A 26,679-nucleotide genomic window follows, 5' to 3' on the forward strand; every position below is an offset into this window, starting at 1 on the left:
GACGCGGACCAGACATCGGCGGCCGGCGGCCGGTACCTTGCCGGCAGCGTCCGGAGCCCGGCCATGGCCAGCGGCCGCCGCCACGATCGCGCCACCCGCTGGCTGGCCCTGCCCTTCGGGCTGCTCTGGGGGCCGGCCCTGGGGCCGGCGGGGGTGGCCGTCGCCACCGGCGCCTTCCTGCTGGGCGGCCTCTGGCTCTCCCCCGACCTCGACACCCGCTCCAACGCCACCCGCCGCTGGGGTCCCCTGCGGCTGCTCTGGTGGCCCTACCGGCGCCTGCTCAGCCACCGCTCCCTGCTCTCCCACAGCCCCCTGCTGGGCACCAGCCTGCGACTCCTCTGGCTGGCGGCGCTGGTGCTGGCCGCCTGCGCCGCCCTCGGGCCCCTGGGCGCCCCGGCGCCCGGCGAGCTGCTGCAGCAGGGCCGGGAACTCTGGGGCTCCCAGCGGCCCCTGCTGATCGCGGCGTTCGTGGGCCTGGAGGCCAGCAGCTGGCTGCACCTGCTCCAGGACGGCGATCCGATCCCGCGGCTGCCGCGGCCCCTTCGCGCCCTGGGGCGTCGGCTCAGCCGCCTCAGCAGCAGGAGCCGCCGCTGGCGGGGGCTGGCGCGGCGGCGGGGGCGTCGGCGTTAGGGGCGACCCCCCCGTCGAAGGGAATGGCGCTGCCGCAGCCCTCGAACAGGCCGTAATGACGGCTGAAATCGCCGATGAAGTCGAAGTGGGGCGCCAGCCGGCTCTCCGCGAGCATCCGGAAGGTGTTGCCGCAGACCGGAAACACCCGCCCCGTCTCGATGTGGTGGTGCTTGTCGAAGGGCAGGGCGTCGGGGTGGCCGGTGATGCTCCCCCGATAGATCACCGCCTGCCCGTGGTCCTCGCAGGCGTCCTCCAGGGCCTCGATCTGGAACAGCCGGTAGGTGGCGGAGAAGAAGCGGATCGCGCCGGTGCGGGCGGCCAGCTCCGGGTCGGTGATCTCCAGGGGCCGGTCGCTCACCAGGCGGGCATCGGCGAAGCCGGACTGGCGCGCCAGCCGCAGGAAATCGTTCCAGTAGAGGGCGCCGCTGAGGCATTCGCCGTGCAGCACCGGGTCGTGGCGCAGGGCCTCGGGCACGCGCCGGTCGGCGTAGACGTCGGCGAAGAAGAACTCACCGCCGGGCTTCAGCAGCCGCCGCACCCCGTTGAGCACCGCCAGCTTGTCGGCCGAGAGGTTCACCACGCAGTTGGAGATCACCAGATCGAAGCTGCCGGGCTCCAGGGGCAGCGCCTCCAGCTGCTCGATGCGGCCCTCCAGAAACTGCACGTTGGCGTAGCCGAACACCTCGGCGTGGTGGTCGATGTGGCGCCGGGCCACCTCCAGCTGCTCCGGCGTCATGTCAACGCCCACCACCTCGCCGCCGGCCCCCACCAGCTGGGCCAGCAGGTACACATCGCGCCCACTCCCGCAGCCCAGGTCGAGCACCCGCAGGCCCTCCAGCAGCGGCGGGGCCACCAGGCCGCAGCCGTAGTAGCGGCTGAGTACCTCGGGGTGGATCCGGGCCAGCAGGGGCCGCAGCGCCGGCGGCACGCTGCTGGCATCACAGCAGGCGCTGGTGCGCAGATCGTCGCTGCTGCTGAGGGTGGAGCCGTAGTACTCCTGAACGCTGCGGTGCAGATCGGCGGCGCTGGTCATCGGGGGGGGCGTGGGGGTGGATGGGGGCGGTGTCGGGCTCAGCCGCGGCGCCGCCAGGTGTGGTAGCGGCGCAGCCAGGGCAGCAGGTGCTGGGGCACCCGTTGCTTCTTCCAGGCGGCGGCGGTGTACTTGCTGGCCTCGGCCAGGGTGGGGTAGGCGTGGATCGTCCCGAAGATCCTGCCCAGTCCCAGGCCCCATTTCATGGCCAGCACGAACTCGGCCAGCAGTTCGCCGGCGTGCTCGGCCACGATCGTGGCGCCCAGGATCCGGTCGCTGCCCGGTGGGGTGAGCACTTTCACGAACCCCCGCTCGGCGCTCTCGACGATGGCACGGTCGAGCTCGTGCAGGGGGAATCGGGTCACCTCCACCGCCACCCCCCGGGCCGCCGCCTCGGCTTCGGTGAGCCCCACCGTGGCCACCTCTGGGTCGGTGAACGTGGTGCGCGGGATGACGCGGTTGTCCACCTGGAAGGAGCGCACCTGGCCGAACAGGGCGTTGACCGCCGCATACCAGGCCTGGTGGGCGGCGGTGTGGGTGAACTGGAACGGCCCGGCCACATCGCCGGCGGCGTAGATGTTCGGGTAGAGCGTCTGCAGGAAGGCGTTGGTGGTGATCGTGGCGCCGGTGGGAATCCCCAGCTCCTCGAGCCCGTAGCCCTGCAGCCGGGCGCGGCGGCCCAGGGCGCAGAGCACGGCGTCGCAGGCGATCCGCTCCCGCCGCTCCCCTTGCTGCACCAGCACCGTCGCCGCCCCGCCGGGGGCGGGATCCCGCTCGAAGCCAAGCACCTCGGTGTCCATGTGCAGGGTCACGCCGTCCTCCTCCAGGGCCTGCCGCACCTCGGCGGCCACATCGGCGTCCTCCTTACGCAGCAGCCGGTCGCTGCGCTGGATCTGGGTGATCGGCAGGCCCAGCTGGGCCAGGGCCTGGGCCAGCTCACAGGCGATCGGCCCGCCCCCGAGCACCACCAGCCGCGGGCGCTCCAGTGGGCACTGGGCCAGCCAGCCCCAGACGGTCTCGCTGGTCAGCAGGGGCACCGCTTCGCTGCCCGGCCAGTCGGGCAGCACCGGTTCAGCGCCGGTGGCCAGCACGATCGCCCGGGCCGTGAGCCGCTGTTCGGTGCCCGCGCCGGTGCGGATCGCCACCGTCCAGGGATCGAGCAGACGGGCCTGGCCGCGCAGCACCTCCACCCCCAGGCCCTCGTAGCGCTTGACGCTGTCGTGGGGGGCCACGGCCGCCACCTTGGCGGCCACCCGCTCCAGCACCCGGCGCAGGTTGGGCCGCGGCTCCTGCGGTTCGAGTCCGTAGCGGTCGGCCCGGCGCAGGCGCGCCGCCAGCCGGGCCGAGCTGATCAGTGCCTTGCTGGGCACGCAGCCGGTGTTGAGGCAGTCGCCGCCCATGGCGCCGCGCTCCACCAGGGTCACCCGCGCCTTGACGGTGGCGGCGATGTAGGCGGTCACCAGCCCCGCCGCTCCGGCGCCGATCACGATCAGGTTGCGGTCGAAGCGGCGCGGCCGCGGCCAGCGGCGGTAGAGCCGCCAGGTCTGCCAGCGGCCCAGGGCCGCCTTGGCCAGCCAGGGGAACAGGGCCAGCAGCAGCAGCGACCCCAGCAGCGGCGGGCTGAGGATGCCGCCGATCCCGCGCAGCTGGGCCAGCTGGGTGCCGGCGTTCACGTAGACGAAGGTGCCTGGAAGCATGCCGATCTGGCTGGTGAGGTAAAAGCTGGCGGCCCGGATCGGCGTCAGCGCCATCAGCAGGTTCACCAGGAAGAAGGGGAACACCGGCGCCAGCCGCAGGCTGAGCAGGTAGAGCACCCCGTCGCGGGCCACCCCGGCCTCGATCGGCGCCAGCTGGCGGGCGAAGCGTCGCCGAACCGGATCCCGCAGCAGGGTGCGGGCCACCAGGAAGGCCAGCAGGGCGCCGATGCTGGAGGCGAATGACACCAGCAGGGTGCCGAGCCCGACGCCGAACAGCGCCCCGCCGGCCAGGGTGAGCACCGCGGCCCCCGGCAGCGACAGGGCCGCCACCAGCACGTAGAGCAGCAGGTAGGCGCCCGCCACCGGCAGGGGGGTCTGGCGGCGCTGCTCCAGCAGGGCGCCATGGGCCGCCTGCAGGGCCTCCAGGGTGAGCTGGCGGTGCAGGCCCAGCGCGAAGAACAGGACCACCACCAGGGCGATGGCGGCGATCAGCAGCAGCTGGCGCCAGCGGGAAGGCGAGAGCGGTGGGGCCATGGGGAAAGCCGTTCCCCCTTCCTACCGGCGAGCCGCCGTTTCGGATGGCCCCGGCCCCTGGCGGGCGGCCATCCATTCGCTCCCTTCGCCGGTACGTTCATCAGCAGGGGAATTCCATGCCCAATCCGGGATCGGCCATGGCGATGGGGGCCATCCAGGTGGTGATTCCGGCGCGTGACGAACGCCAGACGATCGGCCACGTCATCGGCCAGCTGCGCCGCCAGGGACTCGACCGCATCCGGGTGGTCGACAACGGCAGCAGCGATGGCACCGCCGCCATCGCCCGCCAGCTGGGGGCTGAGGTGCTCAGCGAACCCCGTCCCGGCTACGGCCGGGCCTGCTGGCGGGGGTGCCTCGATCTCGCCCCCGACGTGGACTGGCTGCTGTTCTGCGATGGCGATGGCGGCGACCCGCTCGAGGAACTGCCCCGCTTCCTGGAGCTCATCGACGACCACGACCTGCTGCTCGGCGACCGCACCGCCACCGCCGTGGGCCGCGCCTCGCTCACCCCCCTGCAGCGGGGCGGCAACCGGCTGGCCACGACGCTCATCGGCCTGGGCTGGGGGTTCCGTTACCGCGACATGGGGCCGCTGCGGCTGGTGCGGCGCGAGGCCTTCGCGGCGATGGCCCTGCGCGACCGGGGCTATGGCTGGACCCTGGAGATGCAGGTGCGGGCCATCGAGCTGGGCCTGCGCATCCGCGAGGTGCCGATCTCCCATCGCCCGCGCCTGGCCGGCGCCTCGAAGATTTCCGGGCGCTGGGGCGCCAGCCTCCGGGCCGGATGGGTGATCCTCACCACCCTGGGCGGCCTCTGGCTGCGGCGACCCCTGCGGCGATCCCTGCAGCGAGGCCAGCGGTGATGGCGCTGACGGCCCGGCTGCGGCGCCTGCAACTGCCGGCCAGTGCCCTGCTGCTGATCGGCGGGGCGCTGCTGATGCGCCCCCACGGCGACCTGTTCGATGCCGCCCAGCTGCTGCCGTTCTGGCGGGCGGCCGCGGTGATGGGCCTGGGTTTCGCCCTCTCCTGGTCGTTGCCCACCATCCCCCGCGCCCTGTTCTGGGCCGTGGCGGTGCTGACGCGGCTGGCCCTGCTGGCCATGGAGCCCGGCGACGACATCTGGCGGTACCTCTGGGAGGGGGGGATCCAGCTGCATGGGTTCAGTCCCTATGCGCTGCCCCCGGACGCCGCGGCGCTGGAGGGGTTGCGCACGCCCTGGTGGTCGTCGATCAACCACCCCGACACCACCGCCATCTACCCGCCCCTGGCGCAGCTGCTGTTCCGGCTCCATGCCGCCGTGGCCCAGCAGGTGCTGCTGTTCAAGCTGTCGTTCACGGCCGCCGACCTGGCCATCGCCGGCCTGCTGGCGGCCCGGTTCGGAACGGCGCGGGCGGCGCTCTACGCCTGGAACCCGCTGGTGATCTATGGCCTCAGCGGCGGCGGGCACTACGACAGCTGGTTCCTGCTGCCGCTGGTGGCCGGCTGGCTGCTGGCCGAGCGGGAGCCCCCGCCCCAGGGCCAACGCCCCCAGGCCTGCATCGACCTGCTGCTGGGCCTGAGCGTGGCCCTCAAGTGGATCACCCTGCCGCTGTTGCTGCAGCGGGCCTGGAGCCGCTGGCGCCGCTTCCGGCGGCCTGCCCCGGTGCTGGCCACCCTGCTGCTGGGCCTGGCGCCGCTGCTGCTGGGGGCCTCCCTGTTCTGCGGCCTGAGCAGCTGCCCGCTGCTGCCCACCGGCTCCAGCTTCATCCGCCACGGCCGCAGCGCCGAGTGGCTGCCGCACTGGATCGGCCAGCTCTGGCCCTGGAGCCAGCAGACCAATGCGGTGCATGGGCTGCTGCTGCTGCCGGTGCTGCTGGTGCTGCTGGTCACCAGCGCCCGGCTGGGGGTCTTCGCCTGGCGCTACCTGCTGGCCCTGCTGCTGCTCTCGCCGGTGGTGCACGGGTGGTACTTCATCTGGCTGATGCCCTTCGCCGTGCCCAGCCAGAACTGGGGGGCGCGGCTGGTGAGCCTTTCGGCGTTCGTCTATTTCGTGCTGCCCTCACGCCTGCCGGACTGGCAGCTCACCACCCCGGAGCGGCTGCTGCTGTGGCTGCCCCTGCTGCTGGGACTGCTGCTCAGCGCCCGGGATCGAACCGAATCGGCCCCTGGCCGGTAAACCCGTGGTGTTTCTCCGCTTCGCCATGGTCCGTGCCCGCTCCCGCACCCCGCTGCTGCTGGCCTGCGGCCTGGTGCTGATCACCGCCACGGGCTGCGGCGGCGGGCCGGCCCCGTGGACGTCCGCCGAGGCCGGCCGCCCGTCCCCGGTGGCCACCGCCCCCCAGCCGCCCCTTGATCCCGGCCCCTACAACGCGGTGCTGCGGTCGGTGGTGGATGGCCAGGGTCTGGTGGATTACGCCGCCCTGCAGCGGGATCCGGCCCAGCTCGATCGCTACATCAAGGCGCTGGGCGCCCTGGCCCCCGAGCGCTTCGCCTCCTGGCCGGAGGCCGAGCAGATCGCCCTGCTGATCAACGCCTACAACGCCTTCACCCTGCGCGCGATCATCGACAACGATCCGATCCGGCCCAGCATCAAGGCGATTCCCGGCGTCTGGAAGTTCCGCCGCCACCAGCTGATGGGCCGCGGCCTCACCCTCGATGCGATCGAGCACGAGATCCTGCGGCGTGAATACAACGAACCCCGCATCCACGCGGCCCTGGTGTGCGCCGCCATCAGCTGCCCGCCGTTGCGGCAGGAGGCCTTCACGGGGGCGGCGCTGGAGCGGCAGCTGGAGGATCAGACGACCCGCTGGCTGGCCAGCCCCGTGGGCCTGGCGATCGACCGGGCCGCCGGCACGTTGGGGATCTCCGCGATCTTCCAGTGGTTCGCCGAGGACTGGCAGCGGGCCGATCCGCAGGCGGAGCCTGTGCCGGGCCACGAGAAGCAGAGCGCCGTGCTGCGCTTCATCGCCCGCTACCGCCCCGCCGCCGAGCGCGCCCTGATCCTGGGCGGCGACTACCGCTTCGCCTACCTCCCCTACAACTGGGACCTGAATCGCCAGAGCCCCTGAGGCCTGACCCTTCTCAAGGCCCTGGCGATGTGCTGGCCGTCGCTCAGGCGACCGGCTCCTTCAGCAGGGCACCGATGCGTTCGGCCAGCTCATCGAAGCAGGCGGAGAAGGCCTGTCGGGCCTGCTGGGGTTCCTGGTGGGCGGCTGGATCGGCCAGGCCCCAGTGCACCCTGGCCGGGTCACCCGGGAACGTGCCGCAGCTCTCGGCCGCGTGGTCGCAGACCGTGACCACCAGATCGAACGGCGTCGTCGCCGCCTCCAGCACCGACGCCAGGCTTTTGCTGCCGTACCTGGACGGGTCCACGGGAAGACGGCCGATCTGCTCCAGGGCCAGGGGATGGACCTGACCCGTCGGGGCACTGCCGGCGCTGACGACCTCGATCGCCCCCGCGCCCAGGGTCTGGAAGAGCGCTTCGGCCATGATGCTGCGCGCCGAGTTGCCGGTGCAGACCACGAGCACCCGCCGTCGGGCGGCCCCGCCGGGGCGGGTGGATGGCATCGGATTGGTCATGGTTGGGAAAGGGGGATTCCTGTCACTCGCTGGCTCGAGCGGGGGCTTCAGAGCGGGCCGAGGGGCCTCAGCTCAACGCCCCACCGCAGCTGGAGCCGGCGCCGGCGGTGCAGCCGAAGCAGTGGTCGGCCACGACGATCGTCTCCCCATCAGGGTCCCGCTCCAGCAGCTGGCGCAGGTGGGCCCGGGGGCTGCCCTGGCCGATGGGCAGGCCGAGCATCTGGTTGAAGTCGCAGTCGTACAGGAAGCCCTGCCAGTCGACGCTGAGGGTGCTGCGGCACATCACCTGGGCCAGGTTGGCCGGGTTGTGGTGCTGGCGCAGCAGCGCCATGTAGCCCTCCAGCTGCCCCTGCTGCCGCAGCACCGCCGCGAAGCGCTGGATGGGCATGTTGGTGATCGTGAACAGGCGGTTGAAGCGCAGCCCGAAGCGATCGGCCAGCTCCCGCCGGTAGTCGGCCTCCAGGGCCGCCTGGGGCGGCGGCAGGCTGGGGCCCTGGGGGTTGTACACCAGATCCAGCTCCAGGCCGGAGTCCGGATCGCCGTAGCCGAGGGCGTTGAGCTGGCGCAGGCCCGCGAGGCTGCGCTCGAACACCCCATCGCCCCGCTGCCGGTCGACGTTGTCGGCGAGGTAGCAGGGCAGGGAGGCCACCACCTTCACCCCCTGCTGGGCCAGGAAGGCGGCCAGGTCCTCCTGGCCGGGCTCACTGAGGATGGTGAGGTTGCAGCGGTCGATCACCGCCACCCCCAGCCCCCGGGCCTGGCGCACCAGGTCGCGGAAGCCCGGGTGCAGCTCCGGGGCGCCGCCGGTGAGATCTAGGCTGGCGATCGCCCGGGCCCGCAGCACCGCCGGCACCAGGGCGATGGTGGCCGCCTCCATCATCTCGGTGCGGCTGGGGCCGGCGTTCACATGGCAGTGGCTGCAGCTCTGGTTGCAGCGGTAGCCCAGGTTCACCTGCAGGGTGTCGAGGCGGCTGCGGCGCAGGGCCGGGAACGGCGGGGCCAGGGTGGTGGTGGGGCCGTTCGGATCGGCAACGCCCATGGATGGAGGGGATGGCTACCGGAGGTACCGGCCGGGCGGCGAATCGGATGGGCCTGGCGGCAGCTCAGCTGGGCTGGGCTGCCGTCTCCTTCTGACCACCGATCACGAGCCGCAGCAGAATCGGGGCCAGGAAGGTGGTGCCGATCACCATCAACAGGATGGCGGCTTCGAGGGCCGGGGTGAGGATGTTGGCCTGGGTTCCCAGACCCAGGAAGATCAGACCCACCTCGCCGCGGGGCATCATCCCCAGACCCACCACCAGGCGGTTGGTGGGGTCTTTGCTGGTGTAGGTCCAGCCCGTGGCCACCTTGCCGGCCACGGCCACCACCAGCAGGAACAGGGCCACCACCAGCCCCTCGCGGTTGGCGGGATCGAAGGGGTTGAGCACCGAGAGGTCCATGCCGGTGCCGATCAGCACGAAGAACACCGTGGCGAACAGGGCCACCAGGGGTTTGACGGCGGCTTCGATGTCGTGGGTGTGCTTGGAGGCGCTGAGGATCAGGCCGGCGGCGAAGGCGCCCAGGGCTGCCTCCAGGCCGATGGCCTGGGCGGCGAAGCAGCAGAGGGTGAGCACCACGAAGCTGGCCACCGCCACATCGCCGGGGGCCTTGAGCTGATCCACCACCCAGTCGAAGCCGGGGGCGGCGAAACGGCTGAGCACCAGGGCCACGGCCACGAAGATCACCGCCGCGACGCACAGCTGGATAACTGGTCCGAGGGTGAAGGAACCGCCGCCGGCCAGGGACACCACCACCGCCAGGATCACGATGCCGAGGATGTCGTCGAGCACGGCGGCACCGATGACGATCTGGCCCTCCTTGCGCTTCAGCCACTGCAGCTCACCGAACACGCTCGCCGTGATGCCGATCGAGGTGGCCGTCATGGCGGCACCGGCGAACACGGCCGGGATGAACGGCACATGGAAGAGGTAGTACAGCCCGGCGGTGCCGGCGGCGAAGGGCAGCGCCACGCCGGTGAAGGCCACGGTGCCGGCCTGGATGCCCACGGCCACCAGTTCATCCAGCTCGCTCTCCAGGCCCGTGAGGAACAGCAGGGAAAAGAGGCCGATCTCGGCCACCACCTTCAGGCTGGAAAACGTCTCGGAATACAGAGAACTGATGGACTCCGGGCTCATGCCGCCCAGGGAGCTCAGCATCCCGAGCAGAGCGCCGCTCAGCTGGGCCTGGGCCTCGGGGGGCACCACCAGGTGCAGGCCGGAGGCGCCGATGATCACACCGGCGACCAGTTCGCCGAGGATGGTGGGCAACTGCAGGCGCACCATCAGCTCCGCCATGAAGCGGGCCGCCACGAAAATCACCAGAAAACGGCCAACCCCGATCAGGGTTTCCGTCACTTCAACCTGGTGGCTGCCGACTTCCATCAGCAAGGTGGGCAGCAGATCCATCAGGTGGGGTACGGGTGGGTGCAGTTTTAGAGGGAAGGAGGCTTGAACTGTTGTCTTGACGACACCAGAAACCAAAGGATCCCGTGATGGATCCGATCAGCGCTGGTGATCGATGGCGTTGATCCAAGCCAGGGTGGCCTGGAAGAACCCCACCCGTCCGGGCAGGAACGGGTGGGGACTAAGGAACCCGATGGATCAGAACTTGTGGTCGCGCAGGGCTTCCACCTGGTAGATGTAGGTGATGATCGAGTAGTCGGCGTAGAACTTGGCTTCGATCTGACGGGTGATGGTGTCGGCCAGTTCGCGGGTGCCCGTGAGCACTTCGATCTTCACATTGGAGAGGGTGTGGGACACACTCGGCTCGCCCGTGGAGCGCACATTGCGGCTGCCTTCGCCGCCAGCGGCATTGACGGTATAACCGGTGGCGCCTGCCGCCTTGATGAGCTTGATGAGTTTCTTGGAGAGGATTTCCTCTCCAACGATCACCAACTTCCAGACCTGTTGACTCATGGGTTTGACCTCAGATTGGCCGGGTGTAGGGAATGGATAGGTTTTGAACTTTACTTGCCGAGGAGCACTTCTGCAATCCCGATGAACAGGGGGATGCAGATGGCGATCGCCACAGGCGTGCCAATGGCCGTGGAAGCACCGATGTAGGCCGAGGGATTCGCCGAGGGGATGCCGGCACGCAGGGTGGGCGGGCCCGAGATGTCCGAGCTGGAGGCGGCGATCACCGCCAGCACCACGGCGCCGCCGATGCTGAAGCCGGTGAGCTTGTGGATGATCAGGCCGAGGCCAAAGGCCAGGAAGCCATGGACGATGGGGGAGATGAAGGCATAGATGGCAAACCACTGGGCCACCTTGCGCAGCTCGTTCATCCGCTGGGCGGCCTCCATACCCATGATGATCATCAGTACTGCCAGGAAGCCGCGGAACAGGGGGTTGAAGAAGCTCTCGTAGACGGGCTCAGGCTTGGTGAGGATGCCCAGGGCCACGCCCAGCAGCAGCGACGTGACGGCCGAACTCTGGATGCTTTCCTTGATGATCGGCCAGATTTCGATTTTCTCGGAGGTGTTGCCGCTCTTCTTGGACAGGTAGACGCTGGCGACCACGATGGCCGTCACCAGCGCCGGAATGTCCATGAAGGGGTAGAGGGCTGCCGTCCAGGCCTCATAGGGGATCTTGGCGGAATCCAGCTGGGGCAGCACGGCCGCCAGCGTGGAGCCACTCACCGCGCCGAACAGACCGCCGGTGGCCACGGCATCGGGCACGCTGATGCCGGGCAGCTTGCCCAGGGTCCAGCGGGCGATGAAGACGATCGCGATGCCAACCAGCACTGCTGCCAGCGCCGGCAGAAGAATTTCGGAGGGGTTGGAATTACGAATCGCGATGCCGCCCGTCAGGCCGATCTTCATCAGCAGGAAGAAGCTGATGAACTTGTAGATCGAATCGGGGATGGCCAGCTCGCTGCCAAGGGCGGCCACGATGATCCCGCCGATCAGAAATCCCAGGGTCGGGGACTGAAGCTGCTCCAGGAAGAGCGGGAGAAAGTCAGAAAGGAATGTCACGTGGTGCCGGCGATCGCTTCGGTTGAGTGGCCGTGAAAGGTAGCAGCCGCCACAGCTCGTCCGTCGAAAGTAACAAAGTGTGAAGTCGGCGTCTCGCGGGTGCTCCTTGCCCGTTTCTGAGTTTCTGCTGTGTCGGAAGATGGTGTCCGTTCCATGGAATCAAACCTCGGTGATCTCTGCGCCATCGCTGTGATTCATCAGTCTTGACATGGCGGTCACTCTTTGATGCCAGTCACGGTGCTGTCTTGTGTCTGTAGCCGGTCCGTGTTCGTGCTGGCGGATGGAGCGTACCCAGCTGGCCCCTTGAGGTCTCTTCTGGCCATTCCCATTGCCCCGCAAGGCCTCCGGCGGCACTCGGATGATGGCAAGGCGATCACATGGCGTCGGTTGGGCTCATGGAGGCCGGTCCTGCTGCCGCCCGATGGGTTATTGCTGCAGAGCGCGATCGATCGCCCCGGTGCCATGCCCTGTGGTCGCCGATGCCAGCCGTGGTGTCATCGACCACCATGCGCCCGGAGCAGCTCCTCAGCGGCGCCAGGCGGCGATGGGATGGGGTCGGAACCTCTCTCAGGCTGAGCTTGGAGTGAGGATCGGACCCTCGCCGATCCCATCCCTGAGGTAGTCACAGCAACCGCCATGGGTAGCTGCAGCCACCGCCAGGATCCACCCGGCCCCTTCCGTGAACGCCCGCGCCGCCATCGCCAAGGATGGTTCCCGTGGTTCACGCCTCCCTGCGATGTCCGATGTCAGGCCGCTTGCCGCATCCCAAGCCGATGGGTCCGCGCTGGAGGCCATGGCGGAACTGGTGGCGATCGTGGACCGGCTGCGGGACCCGGAGGGCGGCTGCCCCTGGGACCTGGCCCAGACCCACAGCACCCTGATCCCCTACGTGCTCGAGGAGGCCCATGAGGTGGCCGATGCGATCCGCCGCGGCGACGACGATCACCTGGCCGAAGAGCTGGGGGACCTGCTGCTGCAGGTGGTCCTGCACGCCCGCATCGCCAGTGAGGCGGGGCGCTTCGACCTGGCCGCCGTCGCCCGCGCCATCGCCGCCAAACTGGTGCGCCGCCACCCGCACGTGTTCGATCCGGCGGCGGAGCGGGCCGACGATCCGGAGGCCGTGCGCCGCAGCTGGGAGGCGATCAAGGCCGCCGAGCGCCAGCAGCCAGCCAGCGCCAGCCCCCTCAGCGACCGCCTGGCGGAGAAGGTGCGCGGCCAGCCCGCCCTCGCCGGCGCCATGACGATCTCGCGCAAGGCCGCCGCCGCCGGCTTCGAGTGGGACGCCATCGAGGGGGTGTGGGCCAAGGTGCAGGAGGAGCTGGACGAGCTGCGGGAGGCCGTGGCCAGCGGCGACCGGGTCCATGCCCAGGAGGAACTGGGCGACGTGCTCTTCACCCTGGTGAACGTGGCCCGCTGGTGCGGTATTGACCCGGAGGAGGGCCTGGCGGGCACCAACCGCCGCTTCCTCGACCGCTTCTCCCGGGTCGAGGCCGCCCTGGGCGGCGACCTCGGTGGCCGCGGCCTCGCCGAGCTGGAGGGCCACTGGCGGGCCGCCAAGGCCCAGATCCGTGCCGAGCAGGATCCCGGCCCTAGGCCTCCTCAGGCGGACCCTGCCGCCGGTGGTTCTTGATTGATCCCCGCTGGCGCTTGGCCTTCAGCCGCCGCTCCACCGAGCCCCGGCTGGGCTTGGTCGGTCGGCGGGGCGGCGGCGGCGGCGCGATCGCCGCCTGGATCAGCTCCACCAGGCGCTTCTGGGCCGCCTGACGGTTCTGCCACTGGGAGCGGTGCTCCGCCGCCACGACCACCAGGCCGGCCGGGGTGAGCCGGCCGGCCAGCCGCCGCAGGGCCCGCTCCCGCAGGGCGGGGGGCAGGGCATCGCTGGCGGCCAGGTCGTACACCAGCTCCACCCGGGAGTCGGTGGTGTTCACCCCCTGGCCGCCGGGGCCGGAGGCGCGCGAGAAGCGCCAACCCAGCTCGGCCGCCGGGATCACCCGGCCGTTCCCCAGGGGTAGATCGCCGCTCACACCAGGCTCACTTCGCCGCTGCCGATGTCGAAGTAGGCGGCCTGGATGGTCAGCCGTCCCTCCGTCACCGCCTGGCGCAGCAGGGCACTGCGCCGGGGCAGCGCGCTGGCGGCGGCGGCGGCGTTGTGGCGCACCGCCTGGGCCAGGTCGGCGCCTGGCTCGAGGCTGGCCCGGATCGGCGCCACCAGCTCCTCCAGCAGGGGCGTGAGCGGGTTGCTGGCCATCGCGGCGGTCACCGCGCCGCAGCCGCTGTGGCCCATCACCAGGATCAGGGGCACCGCCAGCTCCGCCACGGCGTACTCCAGCGAGGCCACTCCCGCATCGAAGGCCGTGTTGCCGGCGCTGCGCACCTCGAACAGTTCCCCGGCCCCGCAGGCGAAGATCCACTCCGGCGCCACCCGCGAATCGGCGCAGCAGAGCACCGAGGCCCAGGGCCGCTGGCCGGCGGCCAGGGCATCGGGGCGCACCTGGCAGTGCATGGGCCAGGTCTCGTGCAGCAGGGTGGCCCGCGACAGGGGATCGGCGCTGCGCTCGGCGCCCTGCCAGGCCTTGCAGAAGTCACGGTTGCGGCGCAGCAGCTCCTGGAGCGGATCGCCGCCGGGGCGGCACACCGAGAGCCGTTCCGTCAGGGTGCCGTCCGCCGCCGCGGCCGCCGCCGGCCGGGGCGCCAGGGTCTCCAGGGCCACGCTGGCGCCCGCCAGGGCGAGGAGCCTCAGCAGGTGGCGTCTGGAATGTGCCATGGCGCCGTGACAAGGGGTCCTGCCGAAGGTTTAGCTGGAAAGCCACGAGCCAACCGCATGGGACCGCAACAGCCACCGGCCGACGCCTGCCCCCCGGGCGCCTGGGTGGACGAGGAACTGGGCGGGGTGCGCTACGGCCTGGCCGCCACCGTGGTCGAGGAGCACACCAGCCCCTACCAGCGCATCACCATCATCGACAGCCAGACCTACGGCAAGGGGCTGCTGCTCGACGGCTGCTGGATGACGGCGGAACGGCAGGAGCGGCACTACCACGAACCGCTGGTCCATCCGGCCCTCTGCGCCGCCGCCTCCATCGAGCGGGTGCTGGTGATCGGCGGCGGTGACGGCGGCACCGCCCGCGAGTGCCTGCGCCACCCCGGCGTCGCCCACCTCGACATGGTGGAGATCGACGGGCTGGTGGTGGAGCTCTCCCGCAAGCACCTGCCCAGCCTGGGCGGCGCCGCCTGGAGCGACCCCCGCTTCCACCTCACCGTCGGCGACGGCATCGCCTGGGCGGCCAACGCCCCTGACGCCAGCTACGACGTGGTGCTGGTGGACGGCTCCGATCCCGCCGGGCCGGCCGAGGGCCTGTTCAACCGCACGTTCTTCGAGAACTGCCGCCGCCTGCTGCGCCCCGGCGGCGTGTTCGCCACCCAGAGCGAATCCCCCGAGGCCTTCCGCCAGGTCCACATCGACACCGTGCGGCTGCTGCGCGAGGTGTTCGGCCACGCCGATCCGATGTACGGCTGGGTGCCGATGTACCCGAGCGGCTGGTGGAGCTGGACCTTCGCCTGCCCCGACGGCCCCCGCTACCGGGAGCCGCTGCCGGAGCGGGCCGCGGCGGTGGCGCCGGGCTGCAGCATCTGGTCGCCCCGCTGGCAGCGGGGGGCCTTCGAGGCGGTGCCGGCCTTCGTGGAGCGCGCCCTGGTCGACGCGGCGAGCCAGTCATGAGCCAGGAGCTGTTCGACACCGAAGGGGCGATCTACATGGGCGCCCGCCGCGACCCCCTCGGCTGCGCCGTGGGCCTGTTCGGCGTTCCCTACGACGGCACCACCTCCTTCCGTCCCGGCGCCCGCTTCGGCCCGGCGGCGATCCGGGATGTGAGCAGCGGCCTGGAGAGCTACGACCCCCAGCTCGACCTTGACCTCGAGGACCTGGCCTTCGCCGACCTCGGAGCGGTGGCGATCTCCTTCGGCGCCCCCGAGCCGGTGGTGGAGGCCGTGGGCCGGGCGACTGAGGCGGTGCTGGATCTGGGCCTGGCGCCGTTGATGCTGGGCGGTGAGCACTCGATCAGCAGCGGGGCGGTGGCGGCGGTGGCGCGGCGCCATCCCGATCTGGTGCTGGTGCAGCTCGATGCCCACGCCGATCTGCGCCAGGAGTGGCTCGGGGCCCACCACAGCCACGCCTGCGCCATGCGCCGCTGCCTGGAGGTGCTGCCCAGCGGCGAGCTGCGCCAGATCGCCATCCGCAGCGGCACCCGCGAGGAGTTTCAGGAGCTGCGCGTCACCGGCCGCCTGGTGCCGATCGACGCCATGGCGGCGGCGCTGGCACCCCTGCGGGGCCGGCCCCTGTATCTCACCGTTGACCTCGACTGGTTCGATCCGGCGGTGCTGCCGGGCACGGGCACGCCCGAACCCGGAGGCTTCCACTGGCCCCAGTTCGCTGAGCTGGTGGAGGAGCTGCGCCAGCACCGGCTCGTGGCCGCCGACGTGGTGGAGCTGGCCCCCCAGCTCGACCCCAGCGGCGTCAGCGCCGTGCTGGCCGCCAAGGTGACCCGCAGCCTGCTGCTGCTGCTCGGGCGGCCGGTGCCCTCAGGCGCCCCGGCTCAGTAGCAGCAGGTGCCGCTGGCGCGCTGCTCCCGCAGGCGGGTGTGCTGCTGCCCGATCAGCTGCACGGCCAGGGTGGGGTGGTTGTGCAGCAGGTTGAGGAAGCGGAGCCGGTCGAGGCGCAGCACCTCCACGGGGGTGCGGGCGAAGGCGTCGCTGCGGTGGCTCAGTTCGCGCCAGGTGATGTCCTGGTAGCTGAACAGCTCACCGGGGCGGTAGCAGGTTTTTTCGCCCTGCTCGCCCACCAGCTCGACGATGCCGCGACGCACGGCATAGATGGCGTTGGCAGTGGCGCCACGGGAGAAGACGTGGGCGCCGGTCGGGAGGGTGAAGGTCTCACAATCCACATGAACGGCCATCAGCTCAAGGGGTGATGGGGATGTGGCGGTTCTGATCAATGCAGGGGACCTCCGTGGTCGGGGTGGACGTATTGAGCCTTCCTAGGGCGGAACGGGGCGTTCCGCTAGGAGAAGCCGGGGTGAAACGGCGGAAGAATGCCAAAAAGGCATCAACCGACACATGTTTTCGTCCGCCTGACGTCAGGAGAGGCCGGTGGCCAGGCTCAGCTGCTGGCTGGCCACCGGATGGCGGGCCTGCTTGAGCAGGGCCTCGGGGGACACCACCGGCAGCCGCGGCGGACGGGCCGTCCAGTGGTGGCACCACAGCTCGGCCACCAGCTCGGGGTGGATGGGGAGCTGACGCAGCTGGCACCATCCCATCTCCACCCCGGCGGGAGGGGTGCAGTGGCGGCAGCTGCGGCAGTTGGGACGGTTGCCCATCCTCTTGACCCATTGGGCCATTCAAGGTACGCATTTCCTTGCCGGTGTGATAGGGGTGGAAGCCGAATCACAGGCTTTCTTCGGTATTGGAGGTCGCCGCTCCATAGGATCGCGCCACCCTGCTCCGGCGTCCCCCTGGCCGGCCGGTCGCCTCCGATGGATTCCACCTCCCTGCGCCGCACACCCCTGGACGCCGCCGCCACCGCCGCCGGGGCCCGCATGGTGCCCTTCGCCGGCTGGCAGATGGCGATCCAGTTCGCCGGCCTGGTGCAGGAGCACAACGCCGTACGGCAGCACTGCGGCGTCTTCGACATCTCCCACATGGGGGTGCTCACCCTGCGGGGCCAGGGCACCAAGGACGCCCTGCAGCGCCTGGTGCCCACCGACCTGTTCCGGATCGGCCCCGGCGAGGCCTGCTACACGGTGCTGCTCAACGAGGCCGGCGGCATCCTTGACGACCTGATCGTCTACGACCGCGGCCGCGTCGCTGGGCCCGAGGGGGAGCGCGATGAAGTGGTGCTGGTGATCAATGCCGCCTGTGCCGAGGCCGACACCGCCTGGATCGCCAGCCAGCTGGAACCCGAGGGGATCACCATCACCGACCGCAAGGGCGACGGGGTGCTGCTGGCCCTGCAGGGCCCGGAGGCCCCCGCCCGCCTCGAGGCCCTGGTGGGCACGAGCCTGGCGGGCCTGCCCCGCTTCGGCCACCGGGAGCTGGCCATCGACGGCGCGCCGGTGTTCGTGGGTCGCACGGGCTACACCGGTGAAGACGGCTTCGAGCTGCTGCTGGCCCGCGAGGCCGGCGTGGCGCTGTGGCAGCGGCTGCTGGCCGACGGCGTCACCCCCTGCGGTCTCGGCGCCCGCGACACCCTGCGGCTGGAGGCGGCGATGCACCTCTACGGCAACGAGATGGACGCGGCCACCACGCCGCTGGAGGCGGGCCTGGGCTGGCTGGTGCACCTGGAAATGCCGGCGGACTTCATCGGCCGCGCCGCCCTGGAGCGCCAGACCGCCGAAGGGGTGGGCCGCAAGCTGGTGGGACTGAAGCTGCAGGGCCGCGCCATCGCCCGCCATGGCTACCCGGTGCTCCTCGATGGGGAGCCGGTGGGCGAGGTCACCAGCGGCACCTGGTCCCCCACCCTGGGGGAAGCGGTGGCCCTGGCCTACGTGCCGGCGGCGGCGGCGAAGCCCGGAACGGAGCTGGCGGTGGAGATCCGCGGGCGGGCCGAGCCGGCCGTGGTGGTCAGACGGCCGTTCTACCGGCGCGGCTGAGCATCCTTTCTGCGCTGGTCCGGCCCCTCCAGAACTGCCCGCAGGCGCCCTGTGGGAAACTCGCGGATTCGTTCTGCTTGCCACCATGCGCAGCCACGGGTGCGGCGACCTGCGCAACGACGCCATCGGCCAGCAGGCCCAGCTGTGCGGCTGGGTCGACCGGCGCCGCGACCACGGCGGGGTGATCTTCATCGACCTGCGCGACCGCAGCGGCACCGTGCAGATCACGGTGGATCCCGACCTGGCCCCCGCCGCCTTCGCCGTGGCCGAGCGGCTGCGCAACGAGACCGTCCTGCGGGTGGAGGGCAAGGTGCGGGCCCGGCCGGCCGAGTCCCTCAACGAACGCCTGGCCACCGGCGCCATCGAGGTGCTGGCGAGCGGCATCACGGTGCTCAACGACGTGCGCGGCAACCTCCCCTTCCCGGTGTCGGTGCACGACGAGGAGAACACCCGCGAGGAGCTGCGCCTGCGCCACCGCTACCTCGACCTGCGCCGCGAGCGCATGGGCCGCAACCTGCGGCTGCGCCACGCCACCGTGAAGGCCGCCCGCGGCTATCTGGAGGGGGAGGGCTTCATCGAGGTGGAGACCCCGGTGCTCACCCGCTCCACCCCCGAGGGCGCCCGCGACTACCTGGTGCCGTCGCGGGTCTGCGGCGGTGAGTGGTTCGCCCTGCCCCAGTCGCCCCAGCTGTTCAAGCAGCTGCTGATGGTGGGGGGCATCGAGCGCTACTACCAGGTGGCCCGCTGCTTCCGCGACGAGGACCTGCGGGCCGACCGCCAGCCGGAGTTCACCCAGCTGGACATGGAGATGAGCTTCATGGACCAGGAGGAGATCCTGGCGCTCAACGAGGGCCTGATCGCCGCCATCTGGAAACAGGTGAAGGGCATCGAGCTGCCGCGGCCGTTCCCCCGCCTCACCTGGCACGAGGCGATGGCGCGCTACGGCACCGACCGGCCCGACACCCGCTACGGCATGGAGCTCACCGACGCCTCGGACATCGTCCGGGACATGGGCTTCAAGGTGTTCTCCGGCGCCGTGGCGGCCGGGGGCTCGGTGAAGTGCATCGCCGTGGCCGGCGGCAACGAGGCCGTCAGCAACGTGCGCATCAAGCCCGGCGGTGATGTGTTCAGCGAGGCCCAGAAGGCGGGGGCCGGCGGCCTGGCCTTCATCCGGGTGCGGGCCGGCGGCGAGATCGACACGATCGGCGCCATCAAGGACAACCTCACGGCCGAGATGAAGGCGGAACTGCTGGAGCGCACCGGCGCTACGGAAGGCACCCTGCTGCTGTTCGGTGCCGGCGACACCGCCACCGTCAACAAGGCCCTCGACCGGGTGCGCCAGTACCTGGCCCGCGAACTCGGCCTGGTGCCGGCCGAGCGGGACAACGACCAGTGGAACTTCCTCTGGGTGGTGGACTTCCCGATGTTCGAGTTCAACGCCGGCGAGAACCGCCTCGAAGCCCTGCACCACCCCTTCTGCGCCCCCAACGCCGAGGATCTGGGCGGCGACCCCACCGCCTGGACGGCCACCCTCCCCACGGCCCGCGCCCAGGCCTACGACCTGGTGCTCAACGGCCTGGAGCTGGGCGGCGGCTCGCTGCGCATCCACGATTCCGCCCTGCAGCGCCAGGTGCTGCAGACCATCGGCCTGCCGCTCGAGGAGGCCGAGCGCCAGTTCGGCTTCCTGATGGAGGCCCTCGACATGGGCGCCCCGCCCCACGGCGGCATCGCCTTCGGCATGGACCGGCTGGTGATGCTGCTGGCCGGCGAGGAGTCGATCCGCGACACGATCGCCTTCCCCAAGACCCAGCAGGCCCGCTGCCTGATGACCCAGGCCCCGGCCGATGTGGCGCCCAAGCAGCTGGAGGAGCTGCACGTGGCCAGTACCTGGATGGAGGAGGAGGGCTGAGGGGCCGCCGCTGCCGCGCCATTGCCGCCATGGCGCCGCCATAAAGCGGAGTCACTTCGCCTTAGACTGGTGCCTCCCGCTCCTCCGCCATGGCCATCACCGCTCCCCCCATCGACATCGGCATCCCGGCGGACCAGCGCCAGCAGATCGCCGAGGGTCTCGGCCGCGTGCTGGCCGACAGCACCGTGCTCTACGCCAAGACCCACGGCTTCCACTGGAACGTGACCGGACCGATGTTCAACACGCTCCACCTGATGTTCATGGACCAGTACACCGAGCTCTGGACCGCCCTCGACCTGATCGCCGAGCGCATCCGGGCCCTCGGTTTCCCCGCCCCCTACGGCGGCACCCTCTATGCCGGCCTCTCCTCGATCCCCGAGGCCGAAGGCGTCCCCGCTGCCCTGGCCATGGTGCGGGAGCTGGTGGAGGGCCATGAGGCCGTGGCCCGCACGATCCGCTCGGTGTTCACCACCGCCGATGAGGCCAGCGACCAGCCCACCGCCGACCTGCTGACCCAGAGGTTGCAGATCCACGAGAAGACCGCCTGGATGCTCCGGAGTCTCCTGGAGGGGTGAGTGTCAGCGGGCGCGGCCTGCGCCGGTCCGAGCCCGCTTTGCGGGCAACGGGCCGGCTTCGGCTGCGCCGCTGACGCACACCCCAGGAGGCCGGGTGTGGGGGAAGGGGGGGTGCTGGGTGGGGAGGCCTCTGGGCGCGGGCGGACTGGAAGGGGTCGGTAGATTGGGGGATCAGCGCAGCGCCCGATGTCCGCACCGTCCGCCACGCGGGGCCATGCCGCGAAGTTCGTCTTCGTCACCGGCGGGGTGGTGTCCAGCATCGGCAAGGGGATCGTGGCGGCGAGCCTCGGGCGGCTGCTGAAATCCCGCGGCTACAGCGTCTCGATCCTGAAGCTGGATCCCTACCTCAACGTGGATCCGGGCACGATGAGCCCCTACCAGCACGGTGAGGTGTTCGTCACCGAGGACGGCGCCGAGACCGACCTGGACCTGGGCCACTACGAGCGCTTCACCGACACCGCCATGTCGCGCCTCAACAGCGTGACCACCGGCTCGATCTACCAGGCGGTGATCAACAAGGAGCGCCGCGGCGACTACAACGGCGGCACCGTCCAGGTGATTCCCCACATCACCGGCGAGATCCGCGAGCGCATCCACCGGGTGGCGGCCAACAGCGGCGCCGACGTGGTGATCACCGAGATCGGCGGCACGGTGGGCGACATCGAGTCGCTGCCGTTCCTGGAGGCGATCCGCGAGTTCCGTGGCGATGTCGGCCGCCAGGACCTGGCCTACGTCCACGTCACCCTGCTGCCCTACATCGGCACCTCCGGCGAACTCAAGACCAAGCCCACCCAGCACTCGGTCAAGGAGCTGCGCTCCATCGGCATCCAGCCCGACGTGCTCGTCTGCCGCAGCGACCGCCCCATCAGCACCGACCTCAAGGCCAAGATCGGCGGCTTCTGTGGCGTGCCGGCGAGCGCCGTGATCCAGGCCCTCGATGCCGACAGCATCTACGCGGTGCCCCTGGCGATGGAGAGCGAGGGCCTCTGCCGCCAGGTGCTCGACGTTCTCTCCCTGGTCGACCACGACAGCGACATGGCCCGCTGGGCGGACCTGGTGGAGAAGCTGCGCCACCCCGGACCCGCCGTGAAGGTGGCCCTGGTGGGCAAGTACGTGCAGCTCAACGATGCCTACCTCTCGGTGGTGGAGGCGCTGCGCCATGCCTGCCTGGAGCAGGACGCCTCCCTCGACCTCCACTGGATCTGCGCCGAGCAGATCGAGAGCCAGGGGGCCGATGCCCTGCTGCGGGGCATGGATGCGGTGGTGGTGCCGGGGGGCTTCGGCAACCGCGGCGTCGACGGCAAGGTGGCGGCGATCCGCTGGGCCCGCGAGCAGCGGGTGCCGTTCCTGGGGCTCTGCCTGGGCATGCAGTGCGCCGTGATCGAGTGGGCCCGCCACCAGGCCGGCCTCGAGGGGGCCACCAGTGCCGAGCTGGATCCGGCCTCGCCGCATCCCGTCATCCACCTGCTGCCCGAACAGCAGGACGTGGTGGATCTGGGCGGCACCATGCGCCTGGGCGTCTACCCCTGCCGGCTGACGGCGGGCACCATGGCCCAGCGCCTCTACGGCGAGGAGGTGGTCTACGAGCGCCACCGCCACCGCTACGAGTTCAACAACGCCTACCGCTCCCTGTTCCTGGAATCGGGCTATGAGATCAGCGGCACCTCCCCCGATGGGCGCCTGGTGGAGCTGATCGAGCTGAAGGACCACCCTTTCTTCACCGCCTGCCAGTACCACCCGGAGTTCCTCTCCCGCCCCGGCAAGCCCCATCCCCTGTTCCGGGGGCTGATCGAGGCGGCCCAGCAGCGGCTGCCCGGCTCCCCCAGCGAGGCCACCGGCCGTGTCGCCAGCCCCATCTACGGCTGACGGCCCCGCGGTGGTGGAAACCTTCCACTCCCTGCAGGGGGAGGGGCTCCATGCCGGCCGCAGCGCCTTCTTCATCCGCCTGGCGGGCTGCGACGTGGGCTGCCCCTGGTGCGACACCAAGCACTCCTGGCCGCAGGCGGCCCATCCCCAGCGCCCCCTGGGCGAACTGACGGCCGAGGCCAGCGCCGCCGCTGCGGCCGGTGCCGCCTTCGTGGTGATCACCGGCGGCGAGCCCCTGCAGCAGCCGCTTGACGCCCTGTGCGCGGCCCTGGCGGCGGCGGGCCTGCCGCTGCACCTGGAAACCAGCGGCGTGGGGCAGCCCAGCGGCCGCTTCGACTGGATCACCCTCTCGCCCAAGCCCCACCGCCCCCCGGCGGCCGCCCTTCTGGCCCGCTGTGACGAGCTCAAGGTGGTGGTGACCTCCCCGGCCGACCTGTCCTTCGCCGAAGCCATGGCCGCCGAGGCCGTGCGCCTGCGTCCGCCCGCCGCCCCCGGCCCCGGGCTCCTGCTCCAGCCCGCCTGGGACGAGCCGGCCGCCCGGGAGCTGGCGGTGGCCTACGTGCGCGCCCACCCCGCCTGGCGGCTCAGCCTGCAGAGCCACAAGTGGCTGGGGGTGCGCTGAGGCCCCAGCGCTGGGGCCTCAGAGGGCCTGGGCCGGCTGCTGCACCTTCTCCGCCTTCCAGAGACGCCAGCGCAGCTGCAGATCCTTCGGGGTGTAGACGACGATCGGTCGGCTGGCGTCGTAGGGCACCACGAAGGGCTTGCTGCCCATCGGCACGAACACCTTGCGTTTGGCCTGGCCGGGGGGGCAGGCCATCAGGGTCGACACCATCGGCCCCACATCGCTCACCGTGTAGACGCTGACGCCCAGGCCCTTCACCTTGCTGGCGCGGAAGCGGCCCCGGAAGGCCCGCTGGTTGCAGTCGGCCTCCACCTCCCGGCCGGCGATCAGCTGCACCCGCCAGTCGCTCGGGTTGGGGGACAGGCGCGGATCGGCGGTGGGGGGCAGCAGCCCGGGGAGCTGGATCACCCAGCGGGTCTGGGCGGCGGTGGGCTTGGGGTAAGGCGTCAGGTCCAGCCGGGGGATGGCCCGGGCCGGCGCCGCCGCGAGCGCCAGCAGGGACGGCAGGCTGACGATGACGCTGGCGGTGGCCGCGGCCGCCGTGGCACGGCGCAGGGCATGGGCCATGGGGAACCTCGGTAGGGACCGGAATCCGGAGCCACCACCATGGCACCCTCCGATCGCTCCGTCCCCTCCGGGCCGCTTCCACAATGGGGGGGCTGCCGCCTCCGCCCGCCCCATCACCCGCTCCCCTGCCCCAGCCCCTCCAGCCACGCCCCCCCCAGCCAGGCCGCTCGCCATCGCCCTGCTCTCCGGTGGCCTGGATTCGGCCACGGCTGCCGCCCTGGCGATCGAGGCGGGCCACCGGGTGATCGGCCTCTCCTTCGACTATGGCCAGCGCCACCGGCGCGAGCTGGACGCCGCCGCCGCGGTGGCCGGCGCCCTGGCGCTGGAGGAGCACCACGTGATCGCCGTGAACCTGGCGGCCTGGGGCGGCTCGGCCCTCACCGATCCGGCCATCCCCGTCCCCGACGGCGGCGTGGTCGAGGGGGTGATCCCCACCACCTACGTCCCCGGCCGCAACACGGTGTTCATCGCCCTGGGGCTGAGCCTGGCCGAAGCCCGGAGCGCCACCAGCCTCGTGCTCGGGGTCAATGCGGTGGATTACTCCGGCTATCCCGACTGCCGCCCCGACTATCTGGCCGCCTTCCAGAGCCTGGCCGACCTGGCCACCAAGGCAGGGCGCGAGGGCCGTGGCGCCCGCCTCTGGGCCCCCCTGGTGGCCTGGGACAAGGCCACCATCGTGCGCGAGGCCCTGCGGCTCGGGGTGCCGATCGCGGCCACCTGGAGCTGTTACAGCGGCGAGGATCTCCCCTGCGGCCGCTGCGACAGCTGCCGTATCCGCGATGCCGCCCTGGTGGCCGCGGGCCGGCCCGACCTGACCAGCTCCGCCGTGCGTGCCGGAGCGAGCCGTTGAGGAGCGACCCGCTCCCCTGGCTGGAGCCCCGGGCCCTGGCGGTGGTCCTGGCGGAGCGCTTCGGCCGGGACGGGCTGGTGCTGCTCGACGGCGACGGCAGCCCCCTCGGCTGCCGCGGCGTGCTCGGGGTGGATCCGGTGGCCACCGTGTCCTGCCGGGGGCTGCCGGGCGACCCGGGGGCGGCCGACCCTTTCGACGTCCTGGCGGACCTGGAGCGCCAGGGGGGACCGTGGCTGGGCTGGCTCGGCTACGAGGCCGGGGCCTGGGTGGAGCCGGCCGAGCACTGGCAGGCCTCCGACATGGCCACCCTGTGGGCGGCCCGCCACGACCCCCTGATCCATTTCGACCGGGGGGAGGGGCGGCTGTGGCTGGAGGGCCAGGACCCGGCCCGGTTCGCGGCCATGGTGCGGCTGCTGCAGGATCCCGCCACAGGGGCGGCGGTGGCCGGGGCCGAGGCGCGGTCGGCCGATGGGGCCGGCATCGCCCGGGACGACTGGCACTGGCACACCCCCCCGGACACCTATGCCGCTCAGGTGGGGATCCTGCGGGAGTGGATCGCCGCCGGTGACCTGTTCCAGGCCAACCTCACCGCCTGCTGCGAGAGCCTGCGGCCGGAGCCCCCCGACCCGCTGGTGCTGTACGGCCGCCTCGTGGGCCACGGTCCGGCCCCCTTCGCCGGCCTGGCGGTCGCCGGCGGCGAGGCGGTGATCTCGGCCTCGCCGGAGCGCTTCCTGCGCCTGCACCCCGACGGCCAGGTGGAGACGCGGCCGATCAAGGGCACCCGGCCGCGCCGGGCCGAAGCCGACGCCGATGCCGCCAGTGCCGCCGAGCTGATCTGCGACCCCAAGGACCGGGCCGAGAACGTGATGATCGTCGACCTGCTGCGCAACGACCTGGGCCGGGTCTGCGTGCCGGGGTCGGTGCACGTGCCCCAGCTGCTGGGGCTGGAGAGCTACGCCCACGTGCACCACCTCACCTCCGTGGTGATGGGCCGGCTGGCCGCCGGCCGCGGCCTGGTCGACCTGCTGCGGGCCTGCTGGCCGGGGGGCTCGATCACCGGCGCCCCCAAGGTGCGGGCCTGCCGGCGCCTCAACCAGCTGGAGCCGGTGCCGCGGGGGCCCTACTGCGGCTCCCTGTTTCACCTGGGCGCCGACGGCGGCTTCGACAGCAGCATCCTGATCCGCACCCTGCTGCAGAAGGGCCGGCGCCTGCGGCTCCACGCCGGCGGCGGCATCGTCGCCGACTCCGATCCGGCCGGGGAGGCCCGGGAGATGGGCTGGAAGATCGAACCGCTGCTGGAGGCCCTGGCATGAGCGGCGACGGCGGCAGCCATCCGGCCGGCAAGGCCATCGCCTGGATCGACGGACCGACGCCGCAGGGAACCTGGGGTGATCCCGACCGGCTCTGCCTGCCCCTGAACGACCGGGGCCTGCTGCTGGCCGATGGCCTGTTCGAGACGGTGCTGATCGAGGGAGGGGAGCCCCGGCTGCTGGCGGAGCACCTGGAGCGCTGGCGCGTCTCGGCCGCCAGCCTGGGCATGGCGCCACCCCCCCGGGCCGATCGGGTGCGGCCGCTGCTGGCCGAGGCCGTGGCCCGCAGTGGCCTCTCCGGCAGCGGGGCCCTGCGGCTCAACTGGAGCCGGGGCAGCGGCGCCGGCCGGGGCCTGGCGCTGCCGGCGCCGGACGCACCCCAGGGCCGCCAACGCTTCTGGTTGCAGCTGAGCCCCTGGACCCCGAACTCCACCCCGGTGACGGTGATCGTCAGCGCGCTGGAGCGGCGCAACGCAGCCAGCCTGGTCAGCCGCTGCAAGACCTTCGCCTACGCCGGCGCCATCCAGGCCCTGCGGGAGGCCCGGGCCGCCGGGGCTGAGGACGCCCTGCTGCTCGGCAGCGGCGGCGACCTCTGCTGCGGCACCAGCGCCAACCTGCTGCTGCGCCGGAGGGGCGACTGGATCACGCCGCCTGTGGAGAGCGGCTGCCTGCCGGGGGTGATGCGGGGCCGCGGCCTGGCCCTGGGACTGGTGCGAGAGGAGCGGTTGTCCGTGGCGGACCTGCTGGAGAGCGAGGCGGCCCTGCTGATCAACAGCCTCGGCTGCCGCCCGATCCGGCGCTGCGGCACCACCGACCTGCCCGCGCCCGCCGGGGCCCTGGACCTCTGGAAGCGGCTGCTGGTGTCGTCATAGGTTGGCCCA

At 71.6% G+C, this 26,679-nt stretch carries 27 protein-coding genes; 15 read left to right on the plus strand and 12 right to left on the minus strand.

Features of this window, described 5'->3' with window-relative positions:
• Positions 1 to 63: 63 nt before the first annotated feature.
• The gene (locus H6G99_RS04040; protein WP_190610056.1) at positions 64 to 630 is read left to right on the plus strand and encodes a metal-binding protein; all 567 of its coding nucleotides are present in this window, start codon (positions 64 to 66) and stop codon (positions 628 to 630) included.
• On the opposite strand, the gene H6G99_RS04045 is transcribed toward H6G99_RS04040, so the two are convergent.
• The gene (locus H6G99_RS04045; RefSeq protein WP_190610058.1) at positions 572 to 1,663 is read right to left on the minus strand and encodes a methyltransferase domain-containing protein; all 1,092 of its coding nucleotides are present in this window, start codon (positions 1,661 to 1,663) and stop codon (positions 572 to 574) included. The two genes, H6G99_RS04040 and H6G99_RS04045, sit on opposite strands and share 59 nt — an antisense overlap.
• A 38-nt stretch (positions 1,664 to 1,701) precedes the next feature.
• Positions 1,702 to 3,891, minus strand: coding sequence for a dihydrolipoyl dehydrogenase family protein (locus tag H6G99_RS04050; protein WP_190610060.1), 2,190 nt, complete (start codon positions 3,889 to 3,891; stop codon positions 1,702 to 1,704).
• Positions 3,892 to 4,007: 116 nt separating this feature from the next.
• Between H6G99_RS04050 and H6G99_RS04055 the strand changes: the two genes are divergently transcribed.
• Genes H6G99_RS04055 through H6G99_RS04065 form a run of 3 tightly spaced genes read left to right on the plus strand, consistent with a single transcriptional unit; the run spans position 4,008 to position 6,935 of the window.
• The gene (locus tag H6G99_RS04055; RefSeq protein WP_190610062.1) at positions 4,008 to 4,751 is read left to right on the plus strand and encodes a glycosyltransferase family 2 protein; all 744 of its coding nucleotides are present in this window, start codon (positions 4,008 to 4,010) and stop codon (positions 4,749 to 4,751) included.
• Positions 4,751 to 6,043, plus strand: coding sequence for a hypothetical protein (locus tag H6G99_RS04060; protein ID WP_190610064.1), 1,293 nt, complete (start codon positions 4,751 to 4,753; stop codon positions 6,041 to 6,043). Before H6G99_RS04055 ends, H6G99_RS04060 begins: the two co-directional genes overlap by 1 nt.
• A 4-nt stretch (positions 6,044 to 6,047) precedes the next feature.
• Positions 6,048 to 6,935, plus strand: a complete 888-nt coding sequence (locus tag H6G99_RS04065) for a DUF547 domain-containing protein (protein WP_353617168.1) — start codon at positions 6,048 to 6,050, stop codon at positions 6,933 to 6,935.
• A 43-nt stretch (positions 6,936 to 6,978) separates the two neighbouring features.
• Here the strand turns inward: H6G99_RS04065 and H6G99_RS04070 are convergent, their stop codons facing one another.
• From H6G99_RS04070 to H6G99_RS04090, 5 genes are all read right to left on the minus strand, one after another.
• Positions 6,979 to 7,434 carry an arsenate reductase ArsC gene (locus H6G99_RS04070; protein ID WP_190610065.1) on the minus strand — a complete coding sequence of 152 codons (456 nt, stop codon included), beginning with the start codon at positions 7,432 to 7,434 and terminating at the stop codon, positions 6,979 to 6,981.
• A 79-nt stretch (positions 7,435 to 7,513) separates the two neighbouring features.
• Positions 7,514 to 8,485, minus strand: coding sequence for an arsenosugar biosynthesis radical SAM (seleno)protein ArsS (gene arsS, locus H6G99_RS04075; RefSeq protein ID WP_190610067.1), 972 nt, complete (start codon positions 8,483 to 8,485; stop codon positions 7,514 to 7,516).
• 64 nt (positions 8,486 to 8,549) lie between these two features.
• Complete coding sequence (locus H6G99_RS04080; protein ID WP_190610069.1) at positions 8,550 to 9,890, minus strand: cation:proton antiporter; 1,341 nt, start codon at positions 9,888 to 9,890, stop codon at positions 8,550 to 8,552.
• 195 nt (positions 9,891 to 10,085) lie between these two features.
• Positions 10,086 to 10,400 carry a P-II family nitrogen regulator gene (locus H6G99_RS04085; RefSeq protein ID WP_094585332.1) on the minus strand — a complete coding sequence of 105 codons (315 nt, stop codon included), beginning with the start codon at positions 10,398 to 10,400 and terminating at the stop codon, positions 10,086 to 10,088.
• Between the two features lie 50 nt (positions 10,401 to 10,450).
• Positions 10,451 to 11,458 (minus strand): sodium-dependent bicarbonate transport family permease, encoded by a 1,008-nt coding sequence (locus H6G99_RS04090; protein WP_190610071.1) that lies wholly within the window; start codon positions 11,456 to 11,458, stop codon positions 10,451 to 10,453.
• A 793-nt stretch (positions 11,459 to 12,251) separates the two neighbouring features.
• On the opposite strand from H6G99_RS04090, the gene mazG reads away from it, so the two are divergent.
• A complete protein-coding gene (gene mazG, locus H6G99_RS04095; RefSeq protein WP_502707666.1) occupies positions 12,252 to 13,088 on the plus strand; it encodes a nucleoside triphosphate pyrophosphohydrolase in 837 nt (278 codons plus the stop codon).
• On the opposite strand, the gene arfB is transcribed toward mazG, so the two are convergent.
• Both arfB and H6G99_RS04105 read right to left on the minus strand, forming a co-directional pair.
• Positions 13,048 to 13,482, minus strand: coding sequence for an alternative ribosome rescue aminoacyl-tRNA hydrolase ArfB (gene arfB / locus H6G99_RS04100; protein ID WP_190610075.1), 435 nt, complete (start codon positions 13,480 to 13,482; stop codon positions 13,048 to 13,050). The two genes, mazG and arfB, sit on opposite strands and share 41 nt — an antisense overlap.
• Positions 13,479 to 14,222 (minus strand): carbonic anhydrase, encoded by a 744-nt coding sequence (locus tag H6G99_RS04105; protein ID WP_190610076.1) that lies wholly within the window; start codon positions 14,220 to 14,222, stop codon positions 13,479 to 13,481. Before H6G99_RS04105 ends, arfB begins: the two co-directional genes overlap by 4 nt.
• Before the next feature lie 57 nt (positions 14,223 to 14,279).
• Here H6G99_RS04105 and speE point away from each other — a divergent pair, with 57 nt between their 5' ends.
• Together speE and speB are read left to right on the plus strand one after the other, a co-directional pair.
• Positions 14,280 to 15,173: a polyamine aminopropyltransferase gene (gene speE / locus H6G99_RS04110; RefSeq protein WP_190610078.1), complete on the plus strand. Its 894-nt coding sequence runs from the start codon at positions 14,280 to 14,282 to the stop codon at positions 15,171 to 15,173.
• Entirely contained in the window at positions 15,170 to 16,054 is an 885-nt protein-coding gene (speB, locus tag H6G99_RS04115) for an agmatinase (RefSeq protein WP_190610079.1), read from the plus strand. Before speE ends, speB begins: the two co-directional genes overlap by 4 nt.
• On the opposite strand, the gene H6G99_RS04120 is transcribed toward speB, so the two are convergent.
• Both H6G99_RS04120 and H6G99_RS04125 read right to left on the minus strand, forming a co-directional pair.
• The gene (locus H6G99_RS04120; RefSeq protein WP_233133902.1) at positions 16,048 to 16,407 is read right to left on the minus strand and encodes a cyclic nucleotide-binding domain-containing protein; all 360 of its coding nucleotides are present in this window, start codon (positions 16,405 to 16,407) and stop codon (positions 16,048 to 16,050) included. The genes speB and H6G99_RS04120 overlap by 7 nt on opposite strands.
• Before the next feature lie 180 nt (positions 16,408 to 16,587).
• Positions 16,588 to 16,827, minus strand: coding sequence for a hypothetical protein (locus H6G99_RS04125; protein WP_094585324.1), 240 nt, complete (start codon positions 16,825 to 16,827; stop codon positions 16,588 to 16,590).
• A 156-nt stretch (positions 16,828 to 16,983) separates the two neighbouring features.
• On the opposite strand from H6G99_RS04125, the gene gcvT reads away from it, so the two are divergent.
• From gcvT to H6G99_RS04150, 5 genes are all read left to right on the plus strand, one after another.
• Complete coding sequence (gene gcvT, locus H6G99_RS04130; RefSeq protein ID WP_190610081.1) at positions 16,984 to 18,099, plus strand: glycine cleavage system aminomethyltransferase GcvT; 1,116 nt, start codon at positions 16,984 to 16,986, stop codon at positions 18,097 to 18,099.
• Between the two features lie 85 nt (positions 18,100 to 18,184).
• Positions 18,185 to 20,008 (plus strand): aspartate--tRNA ligase, encoded by a 1,824-nt coding sequence (aspS, locus tag H6G99_RS04135; protein ID WP_094585322.1) that lies wholly within the window; start codon positions 18,185 to 18,187, stop codon positions 20,006 to 20,008.
• An 89-nt stretch (positions 20,009 to 20,097) separates the two neighbouring features.
• On the plus strand, positions 20,098 to 20,583 hold the full coding sequence (locus H6G99_RS04140; RefSeq protein ID WP_094585321.1) for a Dps family protein: 486 nt from the start codon (positions 20,098 to 20,100) through the stop codon (positions 20,581 to 20,583).
• Positions 20,584 to 20,769: 186 nt separating this feature from the next.
• A complete protein-coding gene (pyrG, locus tag H6G99_RS04145) occupies positions 20,770 to 22,449 on the plus strand; it encodes a CTP synthase (protein WP_190610083.1) in 1,680 nt (559 codons plus the stop codon).
• On the plus strand, positions 22,424 to 23,071 hold the full coding sequence (locus H6G99_RS04150) for a 7-carboxy-7-deazaguanine synthase QueE (protein ID WP_353617169.1): 648 nt from the start codon (positions 22,424 to 22,426) through the stop codon (positions 23,069 to 23,071). Before pyrG ends, H6G99_RS04150 begins: the two co-directional genes overlap by 26 nt.
• A gap of 18 nt (positions 23,072 to 23,089) precedes the next feature.
• Here H6G99_RS04150 and H6G99_RS04155 read toward each other — a convergent pair whose 3' ends face one another.
• Complete coding sequence (locus H6G99_RS04155; RefSeq protein WP_190610085.1) at positions 23,090 to 23,638, minus strand: ecotin family protein; 549 nt, start codon at positions 23,636 to 23,638, stop codon at positions 23,090 to 23,092.
• On the opposite strand from H6G99_RS04155, the gene queC reads away from it, so the two are divergent.
• From queC to H6G99_RS04170, 3 genes are read left to right on the plus strand one after another with little or no spacing between them, the layout of a single operon-like run.
• Positions 23,637 to 24,488, plus strand: a complete 852-nt coding sequence (gene queC / locus H6G99_RS04160; protein ID WP_286190985.1) for a 7-cyano-7-deazaguanine synthase QueC — start codon at positions 23,637 to 23,639, stop codon at positions 24,486 to 24,488. The genes H6G99_RS04155 and queC overlap by 2 nt on opposite strands.
• Positions 24,485 to 25,801 (plus strand): anthranilate synthase component I family protein, encoded by a 1,317-nt coding sequence (locus tag H6G99_RS04165; RefSeq protein WP_190610086.1) that lies wholly within the window; start codon positions 24,485 to 24,487, stop codon positions 25,799 to 25,801. The genes queC and H6G99_RS04165 overlap by 4 nt, the downstream gene beginning before the upstream one ends.
• Complete coding sequence (locus H6G99_RS04170; protein WP_190610088.1) at positions 25,798 to 26,670, plus strand: aminotransferase class IV; 873 nt, start codon at positions 25,798 to 25,800, stop codon at positions 26,668 to 26,670. The genes H6G99_RS04165 and H6G99_RS04170 overlap by 4 nt, the downstream gene beginning before the upstream one ends.
• The last annotated feature ends 9 nt before the right edge of the window (positions 26,671 to 26,679 follow it).

The organism is Synechococcus sp. FACHB-909, assembly GCF_014698945.1.
In the GTDB taxonomy this organism is placed as follows: domain Bacteria; phylum Cyanobacteriota; class Cyanobacteriia; order PCC-6307; family Cyanobiaceae; genus Cyanobium.